At 52.5% G+C, this 26,525-nt stretch carries 16 protein-coding genes, 1 other RNA gene and 1 pseudogene; 17 read left to right on the top strand and 1 reads right to left on the bottom strand.

Annotation, left to right across the window (positions count from 1 at the left end):
• Nucleotides 1-1,050 precede the first annotated feature (1,050 nt).
• A complete protein-coding gene (gene hemG, locus G494_RS0113555) occupies nucleotides 1,051-2,490 on the bottom strand; it encodes a protoporphyrinogen oxidase (protein ID WP_028584980.1) in 1,440 nt (479 codons plus the stop codon).
• A 336-nt stretch (nucleotides 2,491-2,826) separates the two neighbouring features.
• Between hemG and htpG the strand changes: the two genes are divergently transcribed.
• The 17 genes and pseudogenes from htpG (at nucleotide 2,827) to G494_RS23490 (ending at nucleotide 26,436) form a co-directional block, all read left to right on the top strand.
• The gene (gene htpG / locus G494_RS0113550; protein WP_028584979.1) at nucleotides 2,827-4,707 is read left to right on the top strand and encodes a molecular chaperone HtpG; all 1,881 of its coding nucleotides are present in this window, start codon (nucleotides 2,827-2,829) and stop codon (nucleotides 4,705-4,707) included.
• A gap of 263 nt (nucleotides 4,708-4,970) precedes the next feature.
• On the top strand, nucleotides 4,971-5,345 hold the full coding sequence (locus tag G494_RS0113545) for a hypothetical protein (RefSeq protein ID WP_028584978.1): 375 nt from the start codon (nucleotides 4,971-4,973) through the stop codon (nucleotides 5,343-5,345).
• A gap of 35 nt (nucleotides 5,346-5,380) precedes the next feature.
• Nucleotides 5,381-5,995, top strand: a complete 615-nt coding sequence (locus tag G494_RS0113540) for a protein-L-isoaspartate(D-aspartate) O-methyltransferase (protein WP_051305694.1) — start codon at nucleotides 5,381-5,383, stop codon at nucleotides 5,993-5,995.
• The gene (locus tag G494_RS0113535) at nucleotides 5,979-6,596 is read left to right on the top strand and encodes a YqaA family protein (RefSeq protein WP_051305693.1); all 618 of its coding nucleotides are present in this window, start codon (nucleotides 5,979-5,981) and stop codon (nucleotides 6,594-6,596) included. The genes G494_RS0113540 and G494_RS0113535 overlap by 17 nt, the downstream gene beginning before the upstream one ends.
• 285 nt (nucleotides 6,597-6,881) lie before the next feature.
• Nucleotides 6,882-8,702: a GspE/PulE family protein gene (locus G494_RS0113525; RefSeq protein ID WP_028584975.1), complete on the top strand. Its 1,821-nt coding sequence runs from the start codon at nucleotides 6,882-6,884 to the stop codon at nucleotides 8,700-8,702.
• A 136-nt stretch (nucleotides 8,703-8,838) separates the two neighbouring features.
• Nucleotides 8,839-9,294: an SsrA-binding protein SmpB gene (gene smpB / locus G494_RS0113520; protein ID WP_028584974.1), complete on the top strand. Its 456-nt coding sequence runs from the start codon at nucleotides 8,839-8,841 to the stop codon at nucleotides 9,292-9,294.
• A 42-nt stretch (nucleotides 9,295-9,336) separates the two neighbouring features.
• Nucleotides 9,337-9,695: a transfer-messenger RNA gene (gene ssrA / locus G494_RS26220) on the top strand.
• A 251-nt stretch (nucleotides 9,696-9,946) separates the two neighbouring features.
• On the top strand, nucleotides 9,947-10,564 hold the full coding sequence (locus G494_RS0113515) for a DUF1819 family protein (protein ID WP_028584973.1): 618 nt from the start codon (nucleotides 9,947-9,949) through the stop codon (nucleotides 10,562-10,564).
• A gap of 19 nt (nucleotides 10,565-10,583) precedes the next feature.
• On the top strand, nucleotides 10,584-11,168 hold the full coding sequence (locus G494_RS0113510; RefSeq protein WP_084456824.1) for a DUF1788 domain-containing protein: 585 nt from the start codon (nucleotides 10,584-10,586) through the stop codon (nucleotides 11,166-11,168).
• Between the two features lie 14 nt (nucleotides 11,169-11,182).
• Entirely contained in the window at nucleotides 11,183-14,788 is a 3,606-nt protein-coding gene (gene brxC / locus G494_RS0113505; protein WP_028584971.1) for a BREX system P-loop protein BrxC, read from the top strand.
• Nucleotides 14,785-15,903 (top strand): AAA family ATPase, encoded by a 1,119-nt coding sequence (locus G494_RS0113500; RefSeq protein ID WP_028584970.1) that lies wholly within the window; start codon nucleotides 14,785-14,787, stop codon nucleotides 15,901-15,903. The genes brxC and G494_RS0113500 overlap by 4 nt, the downstream gene beginning before the upstream one ends.
• The gene (locus G494_RS0113495; RefSeq protein WP_028584969.1) at nucleotides 15,896-16,396 is read left to right on the top strand and encodes a hypothetical protein; all 501 of its coding nucleotides are present in this window, start codon (nucleotides 15,896-15,898) and stop codon (nucleotides 16,394-16,396) included. Before G494_RS0113500 ends, G494_RS0113495 begins: the two co-directional genes overlap by 8 nt.
• A complete protein-coding gene (pglX, locus tag G494_RS0113490) occupies nucleotides 16,397-19,888 on the top strand; it encodes a BREX-1 system adenine-specific DNA-methyltransferase PglX (protein WP_028584968.1) in 3,492 nt (1,163 codons plus the stop codon).
• A gap of 13 nt (nucleotides 19,889-19,901) precedes the next feature.
• Nucleotides 19,902-21,397: pseudogene (locus G494_RS23495) on the top strand (RNA-binding domain-containing protein).
• A 118-nt stretch (nucleotides 21,398-21,515) separates the two neighbouring features.
• Entirely contained in the window at nucleotides 21,516-24,026 is a 2,511-nt protein-coding gene (gene pglZ, locus G494_RS0113480) for a BREX-1 system phosphatase PglZ type A (protein WP_028584967.1), read from the top strand.
• A gap of 13 nt (nucleotides 24,027-24,039) precedes the next feature.
• Nucleotides 24,040-26,088, top strand: coding sequence for a BREX system Lon protease-like protein BrxL (gene brxL / locus G494_RS0113475; protein ID WP_028584966.1), 2,049 nt, complete (start codon nucleotides 24,040-24,042; stop codon nucleotides 26,086-26,088).
• A 48-nt stretch (nucleotides 26,089-26,136) separates the two neighbouring features.
• Complete coding sequence (locus G494_RS23490; protein ID WP_051305692.1) at nucleotides 26,137-26,436, top strand: hypothetical protein; 300 nt, start codon at nucleotides 26,137-26,139, stop codon at nucleotides 26,434-26,436.
• Nucleotides 26,437-26,525: the final 89 nt, after the last annotated feature.

Here is a 26,525-nt window from a genome sequence, read left to right as displayed (position 1 = left end):
GCGGGTATCCAGGTTGGTACACGCTCTACACCGAGGGTCCGGAGAAATCCCTTAGGGTTCAGTTCTCCCCTGCGTCCATCCCATCCCATTCCTTAGGAAAAGAGGACAAGAAGACCGGACTGACAAGACGACCGGATGGAGCCCGGGGAGGCTGCACGGTTCATCCAGCTTCAGCAAATACTAGATTCCCGCCTGCGCGGGAATGACGAATTTCCGGATATCGACAGGCCTGCTCTAAAATTCCAACCTGCACGGAAATAACAGCCAGAGAATGAGGGACTGAGGGGGAGAGAGTCTCCTCTCGGTCCATCCCATCCCCTTTATGACAAGAGGACAAAACTGACAAGAAGACCGGATGGAGACCAGGGAAGGCTGCACGGTTCAGCCAGCTTCTGCAAAGACTGGATTCCCGCCTACGCGGGAATGACGGGCTTCAGGATAGCGGCAGGCCTGGTCTAAAATTCCAGCCTGCACGGAAATTACAGCCAGAAAATGAGGGACTGAGGGGGAGAGAGTCTCCTCTCGGTCCATCCCATCCCCTTTATGACAAGAGGACAAAACTGACAAGAAGACCGGATGGAGCCCGGGGAAGGCTGCACGGTTCAGCCAGCTTCTGCAAAGACTGGATTCCCGCCTACGCGGGAATGACGGATGTCCGTTTGAACCCCCATCTGAACATGGGTATGGATTCCCGCCTACGCGGGAATGACGGGCTTCAGGGTATCGGCAGGCCTGGTCTAAAATTCCAGCCTGCACTGAAAAAACAGCCAGAAAATGAGTGACCGAGAGGAGAGAGTCTCCCCTGCGTCCATTCCATCCCCTTTATGACAAGAAGAGGACAAGAAGACAGGACTGACATGACGACCGGATGGAGCCCGGGGTGGCTGCACGGTTCATCCAGCTTCAGCAGAGACTGGATTCCAGCCTGCGCGGGCGTGACGGGCTTTCCGGGTATCGGCAGGCCTGTCTGGAATACGGCCTGCCGAATACCAGCCGTGCGGGCGTGACGGCCAGGATTGACAGAAAGGCCGCTTTTCAAGCAAGTCCAGCCTAGAAGTAGACCCCTTTCAGCTCTGCTTGCCCTTCATCGCCCTGCCGCTCGGCGATCCGTCCGGCCATGCGCTGGCCCTCCTTGATCATGTCGTTGAGGCCGATCCCCTTCCAGCCAAAGCCGCAGAGGTGCAGCCCGGCCTCGGCGGCCATCAGCTGCCGGCGCCAGCTCAAGAGCTGGGTATAGCCCTCCTCCAGCTGGGGAATCCCGGCCCTGGGGCGCAGCACCCTGCGCAGACAGGGCGCCTTGGGCAGGTGCATCAGTTGGCCCAGATCCCGGTAGACCTGGTTGATCAGGGTGTCATCATCTTCAGCCAGTCGCTCGGGATGGCGCCGTCCGCCCACCAGCACCTCCATGAGCTGATGACCGGCCGGAGCCCGACCCGGAAACATATGGGAGGAGAAGAGGGCGCCCAGGGCATAGCGCTGTTCACTCTCCGGGGCCAGGTAGCCGAAGCCAAAGGGGATCTCTGCTGCCTGATCAAAACCGAGCAGGACCGTGGCGAGTCGGGCCTCGGGGATGGTCAGCCGGGGCGGCGGTGCCAGCCCCTCCACCTGGTTGATCAGGGCAAGAGAGCGGTTGACCGGCAGGGCCAGCACCAGGTCGCGACAGCAGAAACGGTGACCAGCGGCGCTCACCTCCCAGCCCTGGTCGCTCTTTTTAATAGCCGTCACCTCGGTATTGTAGCGGAGGCTGACCTTGGCGGCCAACTGCTCGGCCAGGGCCTGGGGAAGCCGCCCCATGCCGGAGGAGAAGCTGGTCATGGCCGGCAGCCCCCTGCCCTTGCCGCAGCGCCCCCCCCTCTCTTCACCCTCGCATTCTTTGGCTGCAGCCCGCCTCCTGCAGAACCTCCGGGCCAGCCCCCGGAGCACAGAACCATGCTGCCCCTCCAGCTCACGGACCCCGGCCATGACCGCATCGATCTTCAAGCGGTGGACATCACCGGCATAGGTACCGGTAAAGGCGGCATCGGCAAAGGGCAACAGGGCCTTGCCAAAGCGGTGCTCGACCCACTGGGCCACGCTGGGCTCCCCGGACAGGGGGCCCTGCCACAGCTCCCCCAAGACCCGCAGCTTGGCACTCAGGGGGATCAGCGGCTCCCTGAGCACCTTCAACGGGGTCTGGGGGATACACCTGAGCCGGCCGTCCAGGCAGACATAACGGACAAACTCGCCCAGGGGAGCCAGCTCCCGCTCCCCATCCAGGCCGGCCAGGGTCACCAGCCGGCGGCTCTCCTCACAGTTGTCGAGAAAACCGTGGGGGCCCCATTCGGCCAGATAACCATCCTGGGCAAAACTGGAGATGGCACCGCCGGCGGTGTCGCTCTGCTCCAGCAGGAGGACGCGTTGCTCCGGCTGCTCTTCCAGGAGAAAGGCGGTGGTACTCAGGCCTGAGATCCCGGCTCCGATGACACAGGTATCATAGTGGGTGTTTTCCATAAGACGAAGAGCTCAAATGGCTCGAATGCTGAGGTAGCGTGAGCCGGCCTGTCATTAGCAGGCCGGGCATGGAGTACGGCTTGACAGTACGTTAATCGTGCTTACCATGTTGGCCGGATAAATGAAAGTATGATATTCTTGAGCTAGAACCAAGAAAAAAATCAAGCAAACCAGCGCAGTACAGCTGGCTTGACATGTATGGCTGATCCGGAAAAGACCTGTTCCAAGCGTCTTGACAACCAGGCCACATGTCCCTGAAGCCGCCCTGCCTGTTGCTCCCGGCAAAAGCTGCCCAGCAGCGCTTTAACCCTACATAGCAAAACGAGGAAGATCACCATGACAGAAGCACAGGTCGAAACCAAACAGTTTCAGGCTGAGACCAGGAAGGTTCTTGATATCGTTATCAACTCCCTGTACACCGAGCGGGATATCTTTGTCCGCGAACTGGTTTCCAACGCCGCCGATGCCCTGGAAAAGTATCGCCACCAGAGCCTGGTGGAGAAGCCCGAGTTCGACGCCCAGGCCCCCCTTGAGATCACCATCGACTGTGATGACAAGGAACACACCCTGACCATCAGCGACTCCGGCATCGGCATGACCAAGGAGGAACTGGAGACCAACCTGGGAACCATTGCCCACTCCGGCTCAGGCAAGTTCTTTGAAGAGCTGGCCGAGGCGGTCAAGAAGGATGTCAGCCTGATCGGTCAGTTCGGAGTCGGCTTCTACTCGGTCTTCATGGCTGCCAAGAATGTCCGGGTCCAGACCCGTTCCTGGGACGGCGGCGAAGGCTACGAGTGGGCCTCGGACGGTTCCGGCACCTACACCATCGCCTCCTGCCCCGGCCTGCATCGCGGCACCAAGATCATCATCGAGCTCAAGGATGATGCCCAGACCTATGCCAGCAAGTTCACGGTGGAGCAGATCATCAAGCAGTACTCCACCTTTATCCCCTTCCCGGTCAAGCTCGAAGGCAATACCGTCAACACGGTCCAGGCCATCTGGTCCCGCTCCAAGAGCGAGATCAGCGAAGAGGAGTACACCGAGTTCTACAAGTTCATCGGCAATGCCGGCGACGAGCCCATGTATCGCCAGCACTTCTCCGCCGACGCGCCCCTGGCCATCAACGCCCTGGTCTATGTGCCGGCAGAGAACTTTGAGGTGGCCGGCATGGGTCGGATGCAGCCCGGGGTGAACCTCTACTGCCAGAAGGTGCTGATCGACCAGCACAGCGAGAACATCCTGCCCGAGTGGCTCCGTTTTCTCAAGGGGGTGGTGGACTCCGAAGACCTGCCCCTCAACATCTCCCGTCAGGCCCTCCAGGACAACGCCCTGGTCTACAAGCTGCGCAAGGTCCTGACCAAGCGCTTCATCAAGTTCCTCAACGAGGAGGCCAAGAAGGACGCGGACAAGTACCAGGAGTTCTGGAACAAGTTCGGGATCTTCATCAAGGAGGGCGTCACCTCGGACTTCGAGTTCCGCGATGACCTGGGCAAGCTGCTCCGCTTCGAGTCCTCGGAAACCGAGGCCGGCACCATGAGCTCCCTGGATGACTACATTGGCCGGATGAAGGAGGGCCAGGACAAGATCTACTTCATCAACGGCCCCAGCCGGGTAGCGGTGGAGAGCGGTCCCTATGTGGAGATGTTCAAGAAGCGGGGCATCGAGATCTTCTACACCCTGGAGCCCATCGATGACTTTGTGATGAATCACCTGGGCGAGTATGACGGCAAGAAACTGGTCTCCGCCGACACCGCGGACCTGCGGCTGCCCGAGACCACCGAGGAGAACAGCGGTGAAGATGCCAAGGATAAGGCCGAGGCCCTGCCCGCCGACCAGATCGAGGCCCTCTGCAAGTGGATCAAGGAGCGACTGGGCGACAAGGTCCAGGAGGTGAAGAGCTCCGACCGGCTGGTGGACAGCCCGGCCATGATCGTCAACGTGGACGGCTTCATGACCTCCTCCATGGAGCGGATCATGAAGGCCTCGGGCCAGGAGGAAGGCTTTGGGATGAGCTCCAAGAAAGACATGGAGATCAACGGCGCCAGCCCCCTGATCAAGAAGCTGGCCGATCTCAAGCAGACGGATCCCGACTTTGCCGGCACCATCGTGGAGCAGATCTATGACAACGCCCTGATCCAGGCCGGTCTGGTGATCGATCCCATGGAGATGGTCAGCCGCAACTACCGGATCCTGGAGCGGGCTGCCGGCGGTGAATAATCGGCAGGCGCTGCAGATAAGAGCGGGGCAACCTGAGGGTCGCCCCCTACTCTTGGCTTGAAAAAAGGTTGTGTTCACGATATATGAACACAACCTTTTTTTCTTTGCAGAGTCCTATCCCGGCTGTGATAGGTCCAACCTGATCCCCCTGAGACCATCACCGCCCAGGCGGCGGACATGATCACGACCACTGACCCGGGCAGCACTCTCTGCCCGGCAGGTCTCTTGTCACCACGGGGTAAGAGCGTTTTTTGGAGGTATGTATGCACAAGTTCCTGTTGATCCTGCTGGTCTCGCTCACCCTGTGCGGTTGTCAGGCCAAACAGGTGCGCCACCTGGCCTCGGATGCCTCTCTGATCCAAGCGGGCAGATCCACCTTAAACGATGTCCAGCGCTACCTGGGCACACCCAATGGCCAACGCACCGTCTCACCCGGCGTGGTGGAATACGTCTACTACGAAGACCAGCCCGGCTTCCTCGGCCACACCCCGATCATGGGCGACTGGGTGGACCCGGAGGGCTATGAGATGATCATCATCACCTTAAAGGACCAAATCGTGACCAACTGTGAGTTCCGGACCTTCACCGAGGCGGACCAGGACTGGGCTGACGATTTTACCTGGGAAGAAGTCAAGTGAGCTCGCCTACCAGCTTTGAAATCTACCGTGAACGGATGGTGGAGGAACAGCTTATCCCCCGCGGCATCCACGACGAGCGGGTGCTCCAGGCCATGGCCACCGTACCCCGCCACCTCTTTGTGGAAGATGCCATGCAGGCCAATGCCTATGGCGACTTTCCCCTGCCCATCGGCAAGGGTCAGACCATCTCCCAGCCCTATATCGTCGCCCTGATGACCGAGGCCCTCCAGCTCCAGGGGCATGAGCGCATCCTGGAGATCGGCACCGGCTCCGGCTACCAGGCCGCGGTGCTCTCCCGGCTCTGCGAGCGGGTCTATACCATCGAGCGGCTCGACGGCCTCCTGGGCCGGGCCCGCCGGATGTTCGACAAGCTGCGCTATCACAACATCGTCTCCCGGATCGACGACGGCACCAGGGGCTGGCTGGACCAGGCCCCCTTTGACGGCATCATCGTCACTGCCGGCGGCCCGATCATCCCCCAACCCCTGCTGGACCAGCTGGCAGACCCGGGGCGGATGATAATTCCTGTGGGAGACCACGGGGTCCAGGAGCTGCAGCTGGTGATCAAACAGGACGGCGAAACCACCATTCACCTCATCGAGCAGGTTCGCTTTGTCGACCTGATAGGAGCCCATGGCTGGAACAACTGAGGCGGCCCGCAAACTTTCCCTGCTCCAGCGGCTCTATAACCGCTGCATGGAGTGGATCCAGACCCCTGCCGGCATCTGGGCCCTGTTCCTGATCGCCGTGGCCGAGTCCTCCTTCTTCCCCATCCCGCCGGATGTCTTCCTGATCGCCCTCTGCGTGGGCGCGCCCAAAAAGTCCCTCAAGTTTGCCGCCATCTGCGCGGCCGGTTCCATCATCGGCGGCGCCCTGGGGTACGGCCTGGGCTACGGCTTCATGGACACCCTGGGTCAACCCATCCTCGAGCTCTACGGGCTCCAGGAGAAGTATACCACGGTCCAGGCGCTCTACCAGCAGTACGATGCCCTGGCTGTGGGCGCGGCCGGCTTCACCCCCCTGCCCTACAAGCTCTTCACCATCACGGCCGGTGCCTTTAAGATCAACTTCCTCACCTTTATCCTGGTCTCCATCCTGGCCCGCTCTGCCCGCTTCTTCCTGGTGGCCGGCCTGATCTACAAGTTCGGCGCCCCGGTCCAGCACTTTATCAACAGATACTTCAACATCCTGACCGTGATCTTTCTGGTGCTGCTGGTGGGCGGCTTTGTCCTGATAAAGCTCCTGCTCTGACCCCCCTGCCCCGGCCGAGCGGGACAGCACCCGCTCCGGCCCCAGAGCAAAGAACGCGGACCGCCCCAGTCCTGGATTGCGAAAGATACGCCATAGTTCTATAATCAGGAACAGCAGCGGAGGATCTCCTCTGCCAAGGACCCCAGCCAACCGGAACCGGACAGCAGAAACAGGACAGCAGGCCCCAGCCCGGGCCCTGCTCCGGCCAGCGGCTCAACCAGAGGCCAGGGCAAGCCACCGGCAAGAGCCGGCCGGCACAGCCCCTGGACCACCTCGGAGACGGATATGTCGTTTTTAAACAGTGACAAGCTCCTCGACCTGCTGGTCGAGGCCAGGCTGCTCAGCGAAGAGCAGCGCCGCTTTGTTACCCGGGAAAAGGGCAAACAGCGCCAGAAGATCCTCAGACAGCTGGGCGGCCGCCGCAAGGAAGACCTCCAGAAGCTGGAAAAGGGCTACCCCGACCTGGTGGCCATCATCGTCTCCCTCAACCTGGAGATCCCGGGCAGGGCCAACGAGATCCTCGGCGAGGAGCTGATCATCCAGGCCGTGGCCCGCAAGCTCAAGATCCCCTACAAGAAGCTCGACCCCCTAGAGCTGGACATGGAGATCGTCACCAAGACCATCCCCCGCTCCTTTGCCGTCAGCCACCTGATCCTGCCCTTTGGCCTGCGCAACGGCATCCTGGAGGTGGTCACCTACCACCCGGACAAGCAGTCCGTGTTTGCCGACATCGAGCGGGCCAACCAGGTGCGGATCAAGAGCTACCTCTCCACCCGCACCGATATCCAGAAGCTCCTGGCCGAGTTCTTCGGCTTCCAGCGCTCCATCAGCGCTGCCGAGAATCAGTTCGGCACCGGCGGCAGCGGCTCCACCGTGGATATCGGCAACCTGGAGCAGTATGTCCGCCTCTCCTCTGCCAAGGAGCTGGCCTCCACGGACCAGCACATCAAGGCCGCGGTCAACCACCTCTTCAGCTATGCCCTGGAGCAGCGGGCCAGCGACATCCACATCGAGCCCAAGCGGGAGATCTGCATGATCCGCTTCCGGATCGACGGGGTGCTCCACACCATCTACAAGCTGCCCAAGGCGGTCCACTCGGCCATCACCTCCCGGATCAAGTCCCTGGCCCGGATGGATATCGCCGAGAAACGGCGCCCCCAGGACGGCCGGATCAAGATCGGGCGCAGGGCCGAAGAGGGGGACGCCGAGGTGCGGGTCTCCACCGTACCGGTGGCCTTTGGCGAGAAGACGGTGATGCGGATCCTGGATCCGGACGTGATCTTCCAGGACCTGGACGAGCTGGGCTTCTCCCGCCGGGACCGCGTGGTCTACAACAGCTTCATGGCCTCCCCCCACGGCATCGTCCTGGTCACCGGGCCCACGGGCAGCGGCAAGTCCACCACCCTCTACTCCACCCTCAAACAGATCGCCACCCCGGAGAAGAACATCATCACCGTGGAGGATCCGGTGGAGATGGTCCATGAGGAGTTCAACCAGATCTCGGTCCAGGACCAGATCGAGGTCAACTTCTCCACCATCCTGCGCAACATCCTCCGCCAGGACCCGGACATCATCATGATCGGCGAGATCCGTGACCTGGAGACCGCCACCTATGCGGTCCAGGCCGCCCTCACCGGCCACCTGGTCTTCTCCACCCTCCACACCAACGACGCGGTCTCCACCATCGTCCGGTTGGAGGACCTGGGACTGGAGCCCTTCCTGATCGGCTCCACCATGCTGGGCGCCCTGGCCCAGCGGCTGGTGCGGAAGATCTGCCCCCACTGTATCGAGCCCTATGAGCTGGCTGCCGAGGAGATCCGCAGGATGGGCTTTGCCGTCGGCGACCGGGAGAGCTTTGAGCTCCAGCGCGGCAAGGGCTGCCGCCACTGCCGCGGTACCGGCTACTCAGGCCGTTTGGGGATCTTCGAGATCTTTCCCATGTCCGAACAGCTGAAGTCCCTGGTCGCCTCCCGGGCCCAGGTGGACGAGCTCCGCCAGGTCTCCATCCGGGAGGGCATGTCCACCCTGCGCGAGGATGCCTGGCGCAAGGTCCGCCAGGGGCTCACCACCATCGAAGAGGCCCTGCGGGTCACCAGAGAGGTCTAATCCCCCGGCCGGGAGGGCGATTCATCCCTGATTCCGGCGCAATTCCCTTGACGGCCCCGGGGAAGAGATGGGATAAGAGAGGATCAGTCCGCTCAGCAGAGCAACAACGGTCATACCGATTTATTCAGATAGGCACATGAGCAAAAAAATAGTCTGTAAAAACAAGAAGGCATTCCACGATTACCATATCGACCAGATCTTTGAGGCCGGGATGGTCCTCAAGGGCCCGGAGGTCAAATCGCTGCGGGCCGGCAAGGCCAACCTCCGCGACGGCTATGCCCTGATCAAGAACGGGGAACTCTTTCTCTATAATGTCCATATTTCCCCCTACTCCTTTGCCACCCATGTCAGCCCGGACCCCCTGCGGGTACGCAAGCTGCTGCTCCATAAGGGGGAGCTCAAGAAGCTAATCGGAAAATTACACGAAAAAGGCATTGCGCTCATCCCCCTTCGGATATACTTTATAGAGAATGGGAAGGCTAAGATCGAACTGGGCCTTGCCCGTGGTAAAAAACTCTACGATAAACGCGCAGCCCTGAAAGAGAAACAGTCGCACCGAGACATTGATCGGGATCTACGGCGACAGGACTAACCCCAATTCAGGGAAGCGAACGATAAAAAGAAAACAAGACATGGGGGCGAAACGGATTCGACGGGGATATTGAAGCTTACTGTTGCATGCCGAGTTTCTGTCAGCTCGTAAAAATGACAGAATGTAAATATAATCGCAGACGATTATAACTACGCACTGGCAGCTTAGACTGCTGTGCCGTTCCACCATCCTGCGCCTGCCAGGTTGGATCCGGAGCGTCGACTCTGTAGGCTGGTCACCCGCGTACGCTTGAGACGCGTTTGACGAGACTTTTCAAGCTGGCAACCGGCTATCCCTGTTTCGGGTGAGCACCGGTTGCGAGAACTAATCCCGAAACTAAGCATGTAGATACATAAGGGGAGAGTTTCCGGACGCGGGTTCGACTCCCGCCGCCTCCACCATTTAAAGCCCCTGAATGCGATTACGCATTCAGGGGCTTTTTTGTTGCCGCCTTACCCTTTACCCTGCCGCACCAGGTACAATCCATGGCCCGACAGAGTGTTAAGAGCAACGACAAACGAAAAACTGAAAGGTGACATTATCCAAGCCACAGATAATTAAGGCCAAGGTACAGGGTGATTGAACATTGGAGCCTGAGGAACTGATTGAGAGTTAGATTTTCATCAAATTCCAGAAAAAACAAAAATAAGGAATGAAAAACGAACGATACAGCATGTCATTTACAACCGGCAGTCTCTTGCGTAATGAGTCGCTGACATTAGCGACGTTGTATCAAGAACTCAAGGACTGGAAAACCGTTCGAGAAAAAGTTGTCTCTGGCAACCTGTTGCAAGCGAGAACGCTCAACACCTCACAGCGAGTTTGCAGGGAAACCATATCTCGTCTAAAAACACTCAAAGCTCAAGAGCTGGATTTACTCGTCACAGGCGACCCACCTGATCAAGGGTATCTTCTGTGGCTGGCCATTTGCCGACGTTATCAATTTATAGCTGACTTTGCGGTGGAGGTCCTTCGAGAGCGATTTATCAGCTTGAAGCCTGACCTTCACCCGGAAGACTATGACACCTTCTTTAATAGAAAAATGGAATGGCATCCGGAAATTGACGAGATCCGACCCTCAACCAGGCAGAAGCTTCGCCAGGTACTGTTTAAAATTTTAAGAGAGGCCGGTCTTTTGAGTGGTAACAACACCATCAACGCTGCTATGTTGAGCCCGCAGCTTTCAGAGATTATATCTTTAGAAAACAATAAAGATATTAAACTATTCCCAATTTTTGATGCGAGTTTGAGGAGAGGAGCGGTTGAATAAAGACAGCAATACCGGGTCGATGCAAGAACGGTTTCAACACCTATTCGACGTGATTTCCGGGCAGCGATTCCTCAAAATGCAGGGTCTTGGTAATGAGGTCCCTTTTTTTATTTGCCCATACAGCCCACAAAATTCCGTGGAGATGAGCCGAATCCAAGGTCAGCTCGTCAACCGCCTTGAACAGATTGGAGTCAGAGTACTCAAGATAGATCTTTACGACCTTTCAATAGAGATTCTCAAGGGCAGAGATATATTAGAGCAAATTATTGAAATTGAATCATCTGTCAGCAAAGAGGAGTTCGGAGAGCTATTACAGGGAGTACTGGACCCAGAGGCCCACCTTATCCCTGCCATTGCTGCAAAACTGGCATCCATCGATTTTGATGTACTTTTTCTAACTGGAGTAGGAAAAGTCTTCCCCTATATTCGTTCGCACAACGTACTTAACAACCTCCAGAGTACGGCCAAAGATAAGCCCACGGTGATGTTTTTCCCTGGGGCCTATACCCACTCTCTTGAATCCGGTGCATCGCTCGACTTGTTTTGCAGGTTCCATGATGACAAATACTACCGGGCATTCAACATATTTCACTGTGAAGCGTAGACAAAGGAAACGTGATGAATTTGAAAACGATTTTCAACAAGCCTGTTGATCGCCCCATTGAAGGGGTCATCAAGGCAGATGATGAAGCAAGCCTTCACCTTGAAATTGATGAATATGTTTTAACCAATGAAGTCGAGCAACGGATGGAGTCTTTTCTCGACGCCTATAATAACTACGAAGGTGCAAATGGTGTCTGGGTGTCGGGTTTCTTTGGTTCCGGTAAGTCACACCTGTTGAAAATGCTGGCACTGCTTCTTGAGGACCGCCAGATAGATGGCACCTCCGCACTGGAGCTGTTTCTGCCAAAATGTGGAGAGAATGAGATTCTTCGGGGGGATCTCAAACGAGCTGTTTCCATCCCCTCTAAAAGCATACTCTTTAATATCGATCAGAAAGCTGATGTTATCAGCAAGACTGAAATCGACGCGCTCCTGGCGGTCTTTGTCAAGGTATTTGACGAGATGTGCGGCTACTACGGAAAACATGGACATATCGCCCAGTTTGAGCGTGATCTCGATAGTCGTGAGCTGTACGAAAAATTTAAGCAAGCATATCAGTCCGGGACTGGTCGATCCTGGCAGCAAGGGCGTGAGCAATCCTTGCTTGAGGCCAAAAATATTGCCAAGGCCTATGCCCAGGTGACCGAAGAAGATGCCTCCTCGGCAATGGGTATTTTGGATAAATACAGGAGCCAGTACCGCGTATCCATCGAAGATTTTGCGGAACAGGTTCAGACCTTTTTAGATCGACAGGCACCGGAGTTTCGCCTGAATTTCTTCATCGATGAGGTTGGCCAGTATATTGCGGAAAATGTCAAATTAATGACCAACCTGCAGACCATTGCGGAGAGTCTGGCCACCAAGAGTCGTGGCCGCGCCTGGATTGTGGTGACATCCCAGAATGATATGGGGGCGGTTCTGGGGGAGATGAACAAGCAGCAAAGCAATGATTTCTCAAAGATCATGGCACGTTTCAAAAACAAGATGCTGCTTACCAGTACCAATGTTTCTGAGGTTATTCAAAAAAGGTTGCTCTCAAAAACAGACGAAGGCGCAGAGGCCATCTCCGACCTGTACCATCAGCAAGCAAATAACTTTGGCACGCTCTTTAGTTTTACTGATGGCTCAAGGGATTATAAAATTTTTAGAGACCGGGATGAGTTCATCAGAAGTTACCCTTTTGTGCCCTACCAGTTCGAGCTGTTTCAGTCAGCCATCGAAAACCTTTCCCGCCATAACGCCTTTGAAGGAAAGCATAGTTCCGTGGGGGAACGGTCAATGCTTGGGGTGTTTCAACAAGTGGTTATCCAGATCAAAGATTACCAGCTTGGCCAACTGGCCTCCTTTGATCTGATGTTTGAAGGTATCCAGACCGCCTTAAAATCACAGACTCAAAAGTCGATACTTGCAGCAAAGCGCCAACTCGGCGAAGTCTTTGCCCTACAGGTGCTCAAAGCCCTTTTTCTGGTCAAATATGTAAAAGAATTTAAACCGACGCTACGCAATGTATGCGTGTTGATGCTGGAGGGTTTCAACCAGGATCTACCCAAACTCCGCAAAAAGGTAGAGGAATCCTTGAACCTGCTGGAGCAGCAGACCTATATCCAACGCAACGGCGATCTTTTTGAGTACCTCACCGATGAAGAAAAAGACGTTGAGGAGGAGATCAAGAACACTGAGGTAGAGGCTGCTGATATTGCCTCAGAGCTTGAACGAATCATTTTTGACAACATACTGAAAAGTAAAAAAATCAGGTACGAGGAAAACGGCCAGGATTACAACTATTCGAGAAAATTGGATGACCGTCTGTATGGCAGAGAGCAGGAGTTAACCATACATGTCATCTCACCTTTCCATGAGTCTGCGGCCAAAGAGGAGATGCACAGAACAGAGACCGTCTTTCGCCACGAGTTACGGGTGGTGCTGGCAGCCGATGATCGTCTGGTGCGTGACCTGCTTATGTACAAGCGGACGGAAAAATACATTCGCCAGAACATCTCTATCACTCAGCAGGAGGCGGTGGAACGTATCCTTAACGAGAAGGGATTTCAAAACCGCGAACGATACACCGGCCTGCAGCAACGGGTTAAGGCGCTCATGGGCAAGGCCGCAATGTTTGTCTTTGGTAGAGAGATAGAAATCGGTTCTGAAGATGCCCAAACACGCGTCACCCATGGATTCCAGCAGCTTATCACCCAGGCCTACCCCAATCTCCGAATGTTACACGGAATAGCCTATAACGAGAAGGATATTACCAGACACCTCAAACAGGCAAAACAAGGGCTATTGAGCGATGATGTCACGGCCTTACCGGAAGCCGAGCAGGAGCTGCTTGCCTTTATCCAAAGCAACAATCGGGGCGGTGTGCGCACTACGGTCAAGAGTGTTGTCGAAAAGTTTGAACATAAACCATACGGCTGGTATTACGCTGCCGCCCTCTGCACCATTGCCAAGTTATGTGGCCGGGGCAAAGTAGAGGTGCGTGCTGATGGCAACCTGCTCGAAAATGACGACCTGGGAGGTATGCTACGTAATTCCCATGGCCATGGCAATCTTGTCCTGGAGCCACAGGTGGCCTTCTCCGCCTCCCAGGTGAGAGCACTGAAAGAACTGTATGAGGATTTTTTTGACACCCCACCACATGCCAATGAAGCAAAAGCACTTGCCTTGGAGACAGGTGCGGCCCTGCAGGAGCTGATACAAGAGCTCAACATCCTGACAGCCCAAAAGGAGCAGTACCCCTTTCTGCATGCCCTGACCCCAGCAATTGAAGAATTGGCCCAGATGAGCGACAAGCCGTATACCTGGTACCTCACCGAGCTTGTCCGCCAGGAAGACCTGCTGCTCGACCTGAAAGCAGATGTCATTGATCCCATACGTAAATTTATGCATGGACCACAAAGGGACATCTTTGACAGGGCCCAAAAGTTTGCCCAGGAACAGGAGGCCAACTTCTCCTACCTGGAAGAAAGTGATGCAAACGACAACCTTGAGACCCAAGAAGAGGTTCCAGATGATAGCTGGAGCATGACGCCAAAGGCACTCCTGCACGCCCTGACTGACCCAGAGTGTTTCAAGAGCAGCAGCATGCAGCAGCTAAAGATCCTGGTGGATAATCTGGAAACCAAGGTGGAACGTCGGCTTGACGCCGAAAAGAAGAGGGCCATCCAGACCATCATGCAGTTGCAGCAACGCCTCTGCAGCATGGATGAATTTTCTACCCTTACCCAGGAGCAACAGGAACAACTATGCAAACCATTTGCAGCCTGTGTCGCAAGTATTGAGGGGCAGAAGCTGATCGCGGTCATCCGTGATACCCTGCGCCGTTTTGAGGAAAACGACTATCAACGCCAACTCTCGCAGCTGACAGCCTGGGCCCAGCCGACTCCTCCTCAACCGAAGCCGGAAACCGAAGACGCGGCCCAACCTAAGGGGACATCACCCAAAGCCAAACCTTCTTCCAAACCCGAACCGCGCATTGAGTATGTGCCAAGCCGTGCCGTACTGGTTCCTTTTGAGAAGGCTTGGCTTGCCGACGAAACCGATGTGGATCGCTACCTCACAGCCATGCGTGAGGCGTTTCTAGAAGAAATCCATAAAGGGAAGAGGATTCAGATATGATTACCCGATTGAATCTGAAAAGTTTTTGCGCATTTAAAGAGTTAGAGATCGAGTTCTCCCCCAGAATTAACGTGATAATAGGTGAAAACAGTTGTGGGAAAACCAAATTATTAAAAGCTGCATATCTCCTAACGAGCACGGCTGCTGAACTTTACGACAAGAAATCTGTTCTGAAAGCAGATGTTGCACAATTGCTTACCGAGAAATTACTCGGGATTTATAAACCTGCAGAGGAAAAAATTGGCTCATTGAAGCATCTGGGTGACAAGGAAAAAGCAGAAATACGTGTAGACTTTACAACAGATATTTCATTTGGCGCAATATTTTCAGCACGATCCCAAAAGGCCATTCCCATTGGAGATTATAAAAATACAGAACCTGGTGGAGGGGTCTTTCTACCAACAAAAGAAGTACTTTCTTTTTTAGATGGCATGACAGACCCTGAATCTCACCCGCCAACAGTCAATCGGTTGTTTGATAGTACCTATTTGGATCTAGTCGGGAAGCTTCTCAATCCTGAAGAGATCACGGAAGAAAAGGCCCAGTGGGCAATGGAGAAGGTCTGCAATAGAATTGGCGGTCGATTTGAGTTTGAGGGTTCCAATGTGTTGTTTAAACCTGGTATTTATAAAGAGTATAAAAATCAACATACCAGCGAAACCTATTTTTCACCTCAGTCAACTAGCAGTTTCTCCACAACTATGACAGCGGAGGGATACCGTAAAATTGGCGTACTACAGCGCTTACTTCAAAACAGTAAAATAGGTACAGGAACCAACGGCCCATTATATTGGGACGAACCAGAAGCTAACCTCAATCCCCAGTTAATGAAAATGATTGTGGATGTGCTGCTAGAGTTATCTCGCAGTGGCCAACAGATAATTATAGCAACCCATGAGTACATCCTGCTCAAATGGTTCGATCTGCTGATGGATAAAAAAGGGAAGGGAGATCTTATAAAATTTCATACTCTTTATCATGACGAGGACGGTCAGGTAAAGATTGAGTCTACTGACAATTATAAAATGCTCAATAATAATTCCATAGCATTAACATATAATGAGATCTATGACGCTGAGATAGAACGATCGCTGGGAAATGCTGACAATGACTAAGCTAACTGAAATCGACCTTGAATTTGACTTCAGTGACGCAATTGACGCGATGCAGTTTGATGACCCTGCCTATCATGGTGGGAATACAATAAAACGAGTCGATTTTATCATTGAATATGAAAATCTATATCGTTTTATAGAAGTGAAAGACCCGGATATTCCTGGAGTTGCGAATAGAGATGGTTTTTTAACCAAACTACGATCCGGTCAACTGATCCAGAGCCTTTCCGGAAAGTATAGAGATACTTTATTTTTTCGCAGTGTTCAAAATAAAGCAGATAAGAAAATAGAATATATTGTTTTGCTTTCAATGGCCCGTTTGGATGCAGCATTACTTCTCAACAAGCAAGATCAACTGCATAGGTCCATCCCATTGAGTCATAGTGACTGGCCCGCTGATTCTGCTGCTGTATGTGTGATTTTGAATATGGAACAGTGGAAAAGACGATTTGGTGACAACTCAATCAGACGGCTTAGTGCGGGGACCCCATAGATGGAAACAGCCAAACTTAAAAAATTCGCTCAGTTTGCCCGGCGCAATCTAATGGAACAGGTCGCCGCCAAGCTGAACATGGTATTGGCTGAAGGCAGTGCAGCCAGGCGTGAAAAATCGGAAGCAATTAAACGGCTTGATGAAGCTATTGGCCAGCACAGCCAGGAACAGGTTACCGAGCAGGTGGCCTATATCTGGTTCAACCGCTTCTGTGCCCTGCGCTTTATGGATGTGAACCGCTACACCCGCATCGGCGTGGTGTCGCCTGCTGCGGGGCAGTTCCAGCCCGAGATCCTGGCCGAGGCCAAGATGGGGTATGTAGCGGAAGAGATGGTTGACGAAAAAATCCGCCAACAGGTCTTTGCCTTGCTCGATGGTCAGGCACCCAGCAGTGATCCCCAGGGTGAAGCCTACCGTCTTCTGGTTGTTGGAGCCTGTAATTACTGGCATCGGGCCATGCCCTTTCTGTTCCAGCGTATCGATGATTATACTGAATTGCTGATGCCCGATGACCTGCTCTCGGGCAATTCCATTCTTGCCTATACCCGTGAGGCGATGACGCCCGACACCTGCCGGGATGTCGAGGTGATCGGTTGGCTCTACCAGTTCTACATTGCCGAAAAGAAGGACGAGGTGTTCGCTGGGCTAAAGAAAAACAGGAAGGTTACCCCCAAAAATATTCCGGCCGCTACTCAGCTCTTCACGCCGCACTATATCGTGCGCTATCTGGTGGAAAACTCCCTAGGCCGCCTCTGGATGCTGAACCGTCCGGGTTCGAAGCTGGTGGAGCAGATGGACTACTACATCAGACCCGAGCAGCCGGAGGCCGATTTCCTGCGCATCTCCACGCCGGAGGAGATCAAAATCTGTGACCCAGCCTGCGGCTCAGGCCATATGTTGACCTATGCCTTTAACCTGCTGCATGCCATCTATGAGGAGGAGGGCTATGAACCGGCCGAGATCCCGGAGAAGATCCTCCGCCACAACCTCTATGGAATTGAGATAGACGAACGGGCCGGGGAAATGGCCGCCTTTGCCCTTACCATGAAGGCCCGTGCCAAGCAACGCCGCTTCTTTCGCAAGAAGGTAGTCCCCAATATCTGCGTGCTGGAAAATGTTCATTTTGACGAAAACGAGCTGAAAAACTACATGGATTTTGTCGGCCGCAACCTGTTCACCGCCCCGCTGCAGACCACCCTGCGCCAGTTTGAAGAGGCCGACAACTTCGGCTCCCTGATTCGCCCGAAGGTGACCGATGTGGCGGGGATGCTCAAGATTCTGGCATCGAAGAACGTCTCTGGGCAGTTATTTCTGAGCCTGACCCACCAGAAGGTGCTGCAAGCCCTGCAGCAGGCTGACTACCTGAGCCCCAAATACCATGTGGTGGTGGCGAATCCGCCGTATATGGGTAGCAAGGGTATGAACGGACGCCTCAAAAAATTTGCTCAAGATAAGTACAAAATCAGCAAACCTGACTTATTTGCAATGTTTATCGAACGCAACTTGAACTTTGTGCAAAAACAAGGAGTTATTGCGATGATTACAATGCAAAGCTGGATGTTTTTGTCCTCTTTCGAGGCGCTACGAGCCCGAATTATGGCTCAGAACACATTGCTATCTATGGCGCACCTTGGAGCTAGGGCTTTTGACAGTATCGGCGGTGAAGTTGTTTCAACGACAGCCTTTGTCTTAGAAAACACAAACAGGCCAGAGTACAGAGGCGGATATTTAAGATTAGTAAGTGGTAATTCTGAGGCTGAAAAGGAAGGTGCTATCCGTGAAGTTATAAAAAATAAAGAAGTTAGGTGGTACCACAAGGCTTCCGCTGCAGATTTCAGAAAAATCAGTGGCACACCAATTGCTTACTGGGTTCCTGCTAGATTACTTGCACTATTCGACCTTCCACTTCTTAAAGAAATTGCAATTTCTGAAGGTATAAACAAGACAACCGATAATGATAGGTTTATTCGATATATTTGGGAGGTTGGAGCGCGTGTAGTTGGTCGAGGTGAGAGATGGCTTTTATTGTCAAAAGGCGGAGATTTTAGAAAATGGTATGGAAACATTGAGAATGTAATAGATTGGTCAGATGAAGCCATAGCCTTTTACAAATCGAATCACAATGCACGGCTCACTCCAAAGTATTTATGGTATGAAAAGGGGGTTACCTGGACGCGTATAAGTTCAGGGATCCCGTGTTTTAGATTATTGCCATCTGATGTTACTTATGAAACAGCAGGTGCGACGGTAATGTTTGAGAAAGAAGCTCGGTTATATACCTCACTTAGTTTTCTTAATACTAATATTGCATGTTTTATTTTTTCGTTACTAAACCCAACATTGACGTTGAATACCGAGAATATAAGGGCCTTTCCTGATTTGGGAAAGAAGGTCGATGAGGAACAAGTAAGAAGGATTATAGACAAACTTTTAAGGTACTCTAAATCAGACTGGGATATTTGTGAACTATCTTGGGGTTTTTCCAAGTTTCCGTTGCTACAATCTGACTATAGCCAACCGACTCTGAAGGCCACTTATCATAAACTCCGTGCGTACTGGCAAAAAGTAGCGTTGGAAATGCAACGACTAGAAGAAAAGAATAACAACATTTTCATCGAAGCCTATGTCTTGCAAGGTGATTTTGGCGAACACGCAAAACCACCACTGAACGAAATTACCCTAACCTGCAACCCCCATCACCGCTACGGCAACAGTAAAAGCGAAGAAGAGTTGGAGGCACTGCTCCTGGCCGACACCATGCGCGAATTCATCTCCTATAGTGTGGGCTGCATGTTCGGCCGCTACGCCCTGGAGAAGCCAGGCCTGATCCTGGCTAATCAGGGTGAGACCATGGAGGACTACCTCAAGCAGATTTCAGAGCCAAGCTTTCCGGCAGATGACGACAGCGTCATCCCCATGCTCGAAGGTGACTGGTTTCCCGACGACATTGTCGAGCGCTTCCGCACCTTCCTACGTATTACTTTTGGGGAGGAACACTATGAAGAGAACCTGACCTTTATAGAAAACGCACTGAATATAAAAAATAAGAAGAATTACACCATTCGAAATTATTTCCTCAGTGAGTTTTATACCGACCACGTAAAACGCTACAAAAAACGCCCCATCTACTGGATGTTTTCCAGTCCCAAGGGGAGCTTCAATGCCCTGATCTATATGCACCGTTATCGCCCGGATACAGTAAGCGTGGTGCTCAACGCTTACCTACGTGAGTTCCAAACCAAGCTCATCTCCCACAAGCAACAGTTAGAATCTATTGGTATCAGCACAAATAGTAGCCAAAGGGAAAAGACAAAAGCCCTGCGAGATATCGAGAGAGTTAATAAAGTGATTGCGGAGTTGAATGGGTACGAAAATGAGACACTCTATCCGCTGGCTACCCGACAGATCGAAATCGACCTCGATGACGGAGTTAAGCATAACTACCCACTCTTTGGCAAGGCCTTGAAAAAGATAGCCGGGCTATCAAAGTAGGACGGACATTGAGATGAACCAAGCCATTGAGCAATTACTCAGAGAGCCTGAGAGTAAGACTCTGGAATTCAAGCGGGATTTGTCATCTCCGAAACCGTTATTGAAAACCCTGGTCGCTTTCGCCAACACGGCTGGCGGCAAATTAATTATCGGGGTGGAAGATGACAAGACCGTCATTGGTATAGCGCAGCCACTGGATGAGGAAGAGCGCTTGGCTAACATGATTGCCGATGCCATTGCCCCTCGTCTCGTTCCCACCATCGAGATGGTAACAGCCCAGGGCAAGACACTTCTGCTGGTTGAGGTCTTTCTCAGTGGCTCACGGCCCCATTGGCTCAAGGTAGCGGGTGCTGAAAACGGGGTCTATGTCCGACTGGGATCAAGCAACCGCCAGGCCGATGGCCAGTTGATTGCCGAGTTGCAACGTGGTGTCGCCGGCGTCAGCTTTGATACCTTGCCCATGCCGGATCTCAACATGGAGGCCCTGGACCTTGCTGCCATGGAGGCTGACTTTTCAAGCCGAACTGTTGATCCGGCTATGCTGCAAAGCCTGAAGATCTTGGTCAAAGATCAAGGAAGACTGGTGCCGAGTCAGGGCGGGATGCTGCTCTACGGCAAGGACCGCCGCTTTTATTTCGATGATGCCTGGATCCAATGCGGTCGTTTCATTGGCAACGACAAGGGCGACATCTTTGATCACATTGACCTTCACGACCCGCTGCCCAGGGCAGTGGACAGCATCATGCTGTTTCTCAAAAAACACGCCATGCGTGGTGCTGATTTTTCCGAGATTCGCCGCAAGGATCTCTGGTCCATTCCCCTGAACATCCTGCGCGAGATCATCATCAATGCCTTGGTGCATGCCGACTATTCCCACCGAGGCTCTCCGATCCGCGTAGCCTTTTTCGATAACCGCATTGAAGTGGAAAGTCCGGGCTTGTTGCTGCCGGGGCTGACGGTGGAGGACATGAAACAGGGTATTTCCCAGATCCGGAATCCGGTCACTGCCCATGTCTTCCGCGAACTGGATCTGATCGAACGGGGGGCAGCGGTATACCGGGCATATTCCGAGAGGCCGAGACCCTTGATTTACCGGAGCCGACCATTGAAGAGCTGGGTATGCGAGTACGCTTTACCGTCTATCTGCATGAGCCGGTGGTCCCCTCCCCCCGGCAATCGAGAAAATCGCCAACAGGCCTACCGGGGAGCGATCAAGAGAAACAAAAAACGGGGGTAGAGTCAGGGGTAGAGTCAGGGGCAGAGTCAAGGGTAGAATCAGAGATGGCCTACCAGGTTCTAGGCCTGCTCCAAAACAGACCGCTCTCTAAATCCGAGATTGCCCGGGCACGGGGAAAGAACAAGCCGACTCGCTACCTCAACGAATTGATGAAAAAGATGGTGGTCAAGGGATATGTAGCCTACACCATTCCCGAAAAACCAACCAGCCGCCTACAGAAATATCGGATCACCGAACAGGGTAAGGCACTGTTACAGCCAAGGGAGAATTGAGTCATGACCAATGGCGTGGCGTGCGACGTGCTGTTACAAGAGTGGAAATAATGAAAAATTGTTGCAATGATCAACAGGCAGAAAACTATGCCAGTCCCCGAGACAGAGGGAGATGGGAATGAATGACCGTATCGGTCAGGCCTTGCGGAAGTTATTCGAACGTCACCGGATTGTTTTTTGGTACGACGCGAAACAGGAACTCCGCAATGACTTTGAGGCTCTTATACTGCCCGGCATCGAAAAGGTGGACATCCGCAACAATGAATACGGTATCAAGTACCGTCTGCTCTGTGAGGAGCCCGAGCAGAAGTTTCTGCTCTACCACGAAGGGCCGCAACCCGCAGACCTTGACAATTGGTTATTGGATCTACAGTTGGGCCAGGGTGAATTCCGCACCGACCAGGTCGCAATCTGGTTATCAGAACTCGATCTTGACCTTGATTTTGTGAAACTGGTAGCGGAGCATGCAGAGTTTTTTCGGGCCATAAAAAGAAAAGAGGCACTGAAAAAACTTCTTCTCCCGGATGACACCCGGGGATCCATTCGCCTGAAAATGCTGGCAGTCTGCACCGGTAGCGAGCCACTGCTCGACAGTGTAGTTGGCAGTTTATTGCAGGAGTACGCTGCCAAGCGGGACGAGAAGATCAAGATGATCGGGAGATGCGGCCTTAATCTCTTTCTCTGGGAGCAGGTGAGCCGCTGCTATGGCTACACCACGACTGAGCCTGGCGATGAACCTGGTGTGGGTGATTTTGTTATCGAGCTGTTTCAATCCTGCTATGCCATGGCCACCGATGGTACGGTTCGATTAACACCAGATGCCCTGGTTTTTCTCAAGAGATGGAAAGACAGTCGTCAACTTGAGAGCTCTTTCGAGATTCTCTCTGGTGACTGTGCCGAGGTACTGGGCATAAAAAATGATATAGCAACTCGGGACTTTCGCCAGCTGCTTGAGTTGGACTATTTCCGTTGTATTGATGATCAGATCATCTATGACTTGGTGACTGCGGTAACAAATCGCACCGTCAGTGGCGGGGGAGTGGCACTATGGGTACGTCAACGGCGACAGAGTCATTGGCACCGTGAATACCACCATCTCTACGAAGCAGTTGATTTTGCCGCGCAATTCATTGATCATCTTGCAGAAGCAACGCTCTCTATGGAGAGCCTGGCAGATGGCATCCAGCGTTACATCCAATCCTGGTACAAACTTGATCAACTCTATCGAAAACATATCTATCACGTCCGTGCCTCTGGGCAGACCTCGCTGCTCGGAACACTTGCTGAACAGATCGAAAATCTCTACTCCAACAATTACCTCCTCAAGGTGAATGACTACTGGCAGACCTTTGTCGACGAAGCCGGTAGCTGGGCAGCCCAACCTATCCCCCTGCAAAAAACTTTTTTTGAGCGTTGGGTTCGGCCTTTTCTCAAAAAAGGCAAAAAGATCTGTGTGATCATATCTGATGGTATGCGCTACGAGGTCGGCAATGAACTGCTGAGCCGTATCCGCCAGGAAGATCGCTATGGTGCAGAACTTGCGCCCATGCTCTCCATGCTCCCCAGTTATACCCAACTTGGCATGGCGGCGCTCTTACCCAACACGAATTTGATGGTTGCTGAAAATCAATCCGGGACGGTACTGGTGGATGGTCTGAGCTCCCAGGGGACAACGAATCGCGCCAAAATATTGCAGCAGGCACTCTCGACTCAGGTGACAGCGGTAAAAGCCGATGAGCTGATGGCCTTAAAAGGTGACGAATGTCGGGCTCTGGTACGAGACCACGATGTCATCTATGTGTACCACAACCGCATTGATGGGACCGGTGACAAGAGAGAGTCTGAGGAACGTGTTTTTGCGGCAGTGGAGGAGACCCTGGAAGAGCTGGTCCGCTTAATCAAAAAGTTGACCGGGGCCAATGCCAGTAACCTGCTGGTTACTTCGGATCATGGATTTATCTACCAAAATCGTGCCATTGACGAGAGCGATTTTTCCGGAGCCGAAGTTGAAGGTAAACAGATACTTGTTCGTGACCGCCGCTTTGTACTGGGCAGGGGTTTACAAGAGGCCTCCGGCCTGCGGGCCTTTACCTCATCGCAGCTTGGCCTTGCCGGGGACATTGAGGTACAGATACCCAAGTCGATCAATCGGCTGCGCCAGAAGGGCTCAGGCAGCCGCTATGTTCATGGCGGTGCATCGCTGCAGGAGGTGGTTCTGCCGGTGCTTACGATTAACAAGAAACGGCAGAGTGACGTTACAGCTGTGGAGGTAGAAATTATTCGGGGCTCAAGTTCGGTGATTACTTCCGGTCAGCTTGCAGTGGCCCTCTACCAGGCCCAGCCGGCAACAGATAAGGTTCAATCAAGAACCTTGCGGGCTGGTATCTATACCGAGACAGGAGAATTGATCTCAGACTCCCATGACCTCCATTTTGACTTTAGTTCTGAAAATCCAAGGGAGCGGGAGCTACAGATCCGGATGGTACTCACCCGCAAGGCCGATGCGGTTAATGGCAGGGAAGTCATTTTTCGACTGACTGAAAAGCACACAGGAACATCGCATTATAAGGAATATAAGTCAGTAAGATATCTGATGCGTCGTTCTTTTACCAGTGACTTTGATGTATAAGGGTAGATAATTCATGAACGAATTCGACAAGAAAATAAACACCCATTTCCAGGGGCTTGTTGTTCGTAAAGACCTGGTAAAAACCGTCAAGGGGAACGCCATTGTTCCCTCCTATGTGCTCGAATACCTGCTCGGACAGTATTGCGCAACCAGCGATGAGGCAACTATCCAGACAGGGATTGAGACCGTCAAGGAGATCCTGCGGAAGCACTATGTCCATCGCAATGAGGCTGGGCTGATCAAATCGGTTATCAGGGAAAAGGGGCGTCATAAGGTTATCGACAAGATAGGGGTGCAGCTCAACGATAAAGATGATGTCTATGAGGCCTCTTTTAGTAACCTGGGCGTGTCAAAGATCCTGGTAGATACCGACACTGTGAAACAACACCCCAAGCTCCTGACTGGTGGAGTCTGGTGTATCTGTGATGTGGAATATGAGTCGTCGGAAGATAAACGTATCAGCCCCTGGTTGCTGCAATCGTTGAAACCAATCCAATTGTCACATTTTGACTATGATGGTTACCTTGAGGCGAGAAAACAATTTTCCACTGATGAGTGGATTGATCTGCTGCTTCAATCGATCGGATTTAATCCGGAGATGTTTGGGCCAAGAAGTAAATTGCTGCAGCTCGCCCGACTGATTCCATTTTGCGAACGAAATTACAATATTATTGAGCTGGGGCCTAAGGGGACCGGTAAATCGCACATCTATTCTGAATTTTCTCCCCATGGGATTTTGATATCCGGTGGAGAGGTTACGGTTCCGAAATTGTTTGTTAACAACTCAAACGGCAAGCTTGGCCTTGTGGGGTACTGGGATACCGTTGCCTTTGATGAGTTTGCGGGTAAAGAGAAAAGGCCGAATAAGGCTCTTGTTGATATCATGAAGAACTATATGGCCAACAAGACGTTTTCCCGTGGTGTTGAAACGCTGGGAGCAGAAGCCTCGATGGTTTTTGTAGGAAACACCAAACATAATGTCCCGTACATGCTCAGACATTCAGACCTTTTCGAAGAACTACCGGCAGCATATTACGACTCCGCATTTCTCGACCGCCTCCATTTCTATATTCCCGGCTGGGAGGTGGATATCATCCGTGGTGAGATGTTTTCTGATGGCTATGGATTTGTTGTTGATTATCTGGCAGAGATTCTCAAGACACTGAGAAACCATGATTTATCACAAGACTACAAAGAGCATTTCGAATTGTTCAATGATATCTCGACACGAGATAGAGATGCAATCCAGAAAACATTCTCTGGCCTTATGAAAATTCTCTTTCCTCATGGTGAGGTAAGCAAGGAGGAAGTGGAGATACTGCTGCAGTTTTCCATAGAAGGACGTAAAAGGGTCAAGGATCAGTTGATGCGAATTGATTCGACCTACCGAGATGTACAATTCGGCTATGAAGCAGTTGGCCAGGGTAGGAAGGAACGGGTGAAAACCCTGGAAGAACGACAATATCCTCAGCACTACTACCAGGGGGCCAGGGATGATGCCGACGGTAGCGGTGTTGAACAAAAAGAACCCCTCTCTGCTCCGCCAGAACCAGGCCTTGATTTAGGCACAGAGCTCAAGGAGCAGCATCTGGTAATAGAGGAAAACCAGAAGGGAATCAGCTTCGACGACCTTTTCGGACCCTATCTAAACGGTGCCACAGATATTGTGGTAACAGATGCCTATATCCGGAAGTTTCACCAGGCACGAAACCTGATGGAGTTTCTTGAGACTGTCGTCAGCAACAAGAGTGATGACGAGGAAGTGTTGGTAAAGCTCATAACTATCGAAGATGAATTCTGTTCTGAACAGCAGAAAGAATATTTAATGAAGATTCAAGAGAATGTATGGAGTGCCGGGATTAATTTTTCTTGGGAGTTTGACGAAGGTAGAACTATTCATGCGCGTCATATCGTGACAAACTCTGGATGGAAGATTCTTCTTGATCGTGGACTGGATATTTTTCAACATTTTGATGGAAAAGATGCCTTTTCTCTCGCTTCCAAGCTGCAAAGATACCGATTATGCAAGAAGTTTGAAGTAACTATAGTTCCGTTAAAATGATGGGGAACTGTCAGTTTTTTTGTACAAAATATAAGGAGTAGAGTTGTAATGAAAATTTACAAAGTAGATTCAGCTGAAAACATTTGTTGTCCTTTCTGTGACAAGGTCGTTTTGAGTAATGAGAGTGAGAGCGAGCCAGAAGAGTGCCAGCACACTTTGTTGATTGCCACAGATGAAGGCGTAGAGTATCATGCTGACCACTTTGACATTGAAGAACTTGAAGAAAAAACAGAAGAGCTGTCATGGGATGAAGCAATATCTGCAGTTGATAACCCTAAGGCTGTGCTCATCAAAACATATGCTCCAGCACCATCATCTTTTGGAGCGTACTATCTCTTTGAAGGCTGAATTCAAGTGATAAGTGCATAACCCATGATTTTTCTGACATCGATACCTGTCAGTTTGTTGAAAACTTCATAGGGTGTTTTGAAATTGAG

It is taken from the genome of Desulfogranum mediterraneum DSM 13871 (assembly GCF_000429965.1).
GTDB classification, from domain to species: domain Bacteria; phylum Desulfobacterota; class Desulfobulbia; order Desulfobulbales; family Desulfobulbaceae; genus Desulfogranum; species Desulfogranum mediterraneum.
Note: the sequence above shows the minus strand (reverse complement) of the source record. Positions and strands in the feature narration are given on the sequence as shown.

Excerpts from the sequence above, each read along its gene's own strand:
- hemG (WP_028584980.1), bottom strand. The coding sequence starts at position 2,490 with ATGGAAAACACCCACTATGATACCTGTGTCATCGGAGCCGGGATCTCA.
- htpG (WP_028584979.1), top strand. The coding sequence starts at position 2,827 with ATGACAGAAGCACAGGTCGAAACCAAACAGTTTCAGGCTGAGACCAGG.
- G494_RS0113545 (WP_028584978.1), top strand. The coding sequence starts at position 4,971 with ATGCACAAGTTCCTGTTGATCCTGCTGGTCTCGCTCACCCTGTGCGGT.
- G494_RS0113540 (WP_051305694.1), top strand. The coding sequence starts at position 5,381 with ATGGTGGAGGAACAGCTTATCCCCCGCGGCATCCACGACGAGCGGGTG.
- G494_RS0113535 (WP_051305693.1), top strand. The coding sequence starts at position 5,979 with ATGGCTGGAACAACTGAGGCGGCCCGCAAACTTTCCCTGCTCCAGCGG.
- G494_RS0113525 (WP_028584975.1), top strand. The coding sequence starts at position 6,882 with ATGTCGTTTTTAAACAGTGACAAGCTCCTCGACCTGCTGGTCGAGGCC.
- smpB (WP_028584974.1), top strand. The coding sequence starts at position 8,839 with ATGAGCAAAAAAATAGTCTGTAAAAACAAGAAGGCATTCCACGATTAC.
- G494_RS0113515 (WP_028584973.1), top strand. The coding sequence starts at position 9,947 with ATGAAAAACGAACGATACAGCATGTCATTTACAACCGGCAGTCTCTTG.
- G494_RS0113510 (WP_084456824.1), top strand. The coding sequence starts at position 10,584 with ATGCAAGAACGGTTTCAACACCTATTCGACGTGATTTCCGGGCAGCGA.
- brxC (WP_028584971.1), top strand. The coding sequence starts at position 11,183 with ATGAATTTGAAAACGATTTTCAACAAGCCTGTTGATCGCCCCATTGAA.
- G494_RS0113500 (WP_028584970.1), top strand. The coding sequence starts at position 14,785 with ATGATTACCCGATTGAATCTGAAAAGTTTTTGCGCATTTAAAGAGTTA.
- G494_RS0113495 (WP_028584969.1), top strand. The coding sequence starts at position 15,896 with ATGACTAAGCTAACTGAAATCGACCTTGAATTTGACTTCAGTGACGCA.
- pglX (WP_028584968.1), top strand. The coding sequence starts at position 16,397 with ATGGAAACAGCCAAACTTAAAAAATTCGCTCAGTTTGCCCGGCGCAAT.
- pglZ (WP_028584967.1), top strand. The coding sequence starts at position 21,516 with ATGAATGACCGTATCGGTCAGGCCTTGCGGAAGTTATTCGAACGTCAC.
- brxL (WP_028584966.1), top strand. The coding sequence starts at position 24,040 with ATGAACGAATTCGACAAGAAAATAAACACCCATTTCCAGGGGCTTGTT.
- G494_RS23490 (WP_051305692.1), top strand. The coding sequence starts at position 26,137 with ATGAAAATTTACAAAGTAGATTCAGCTGAAAACATTTGTTGTCCTTTC.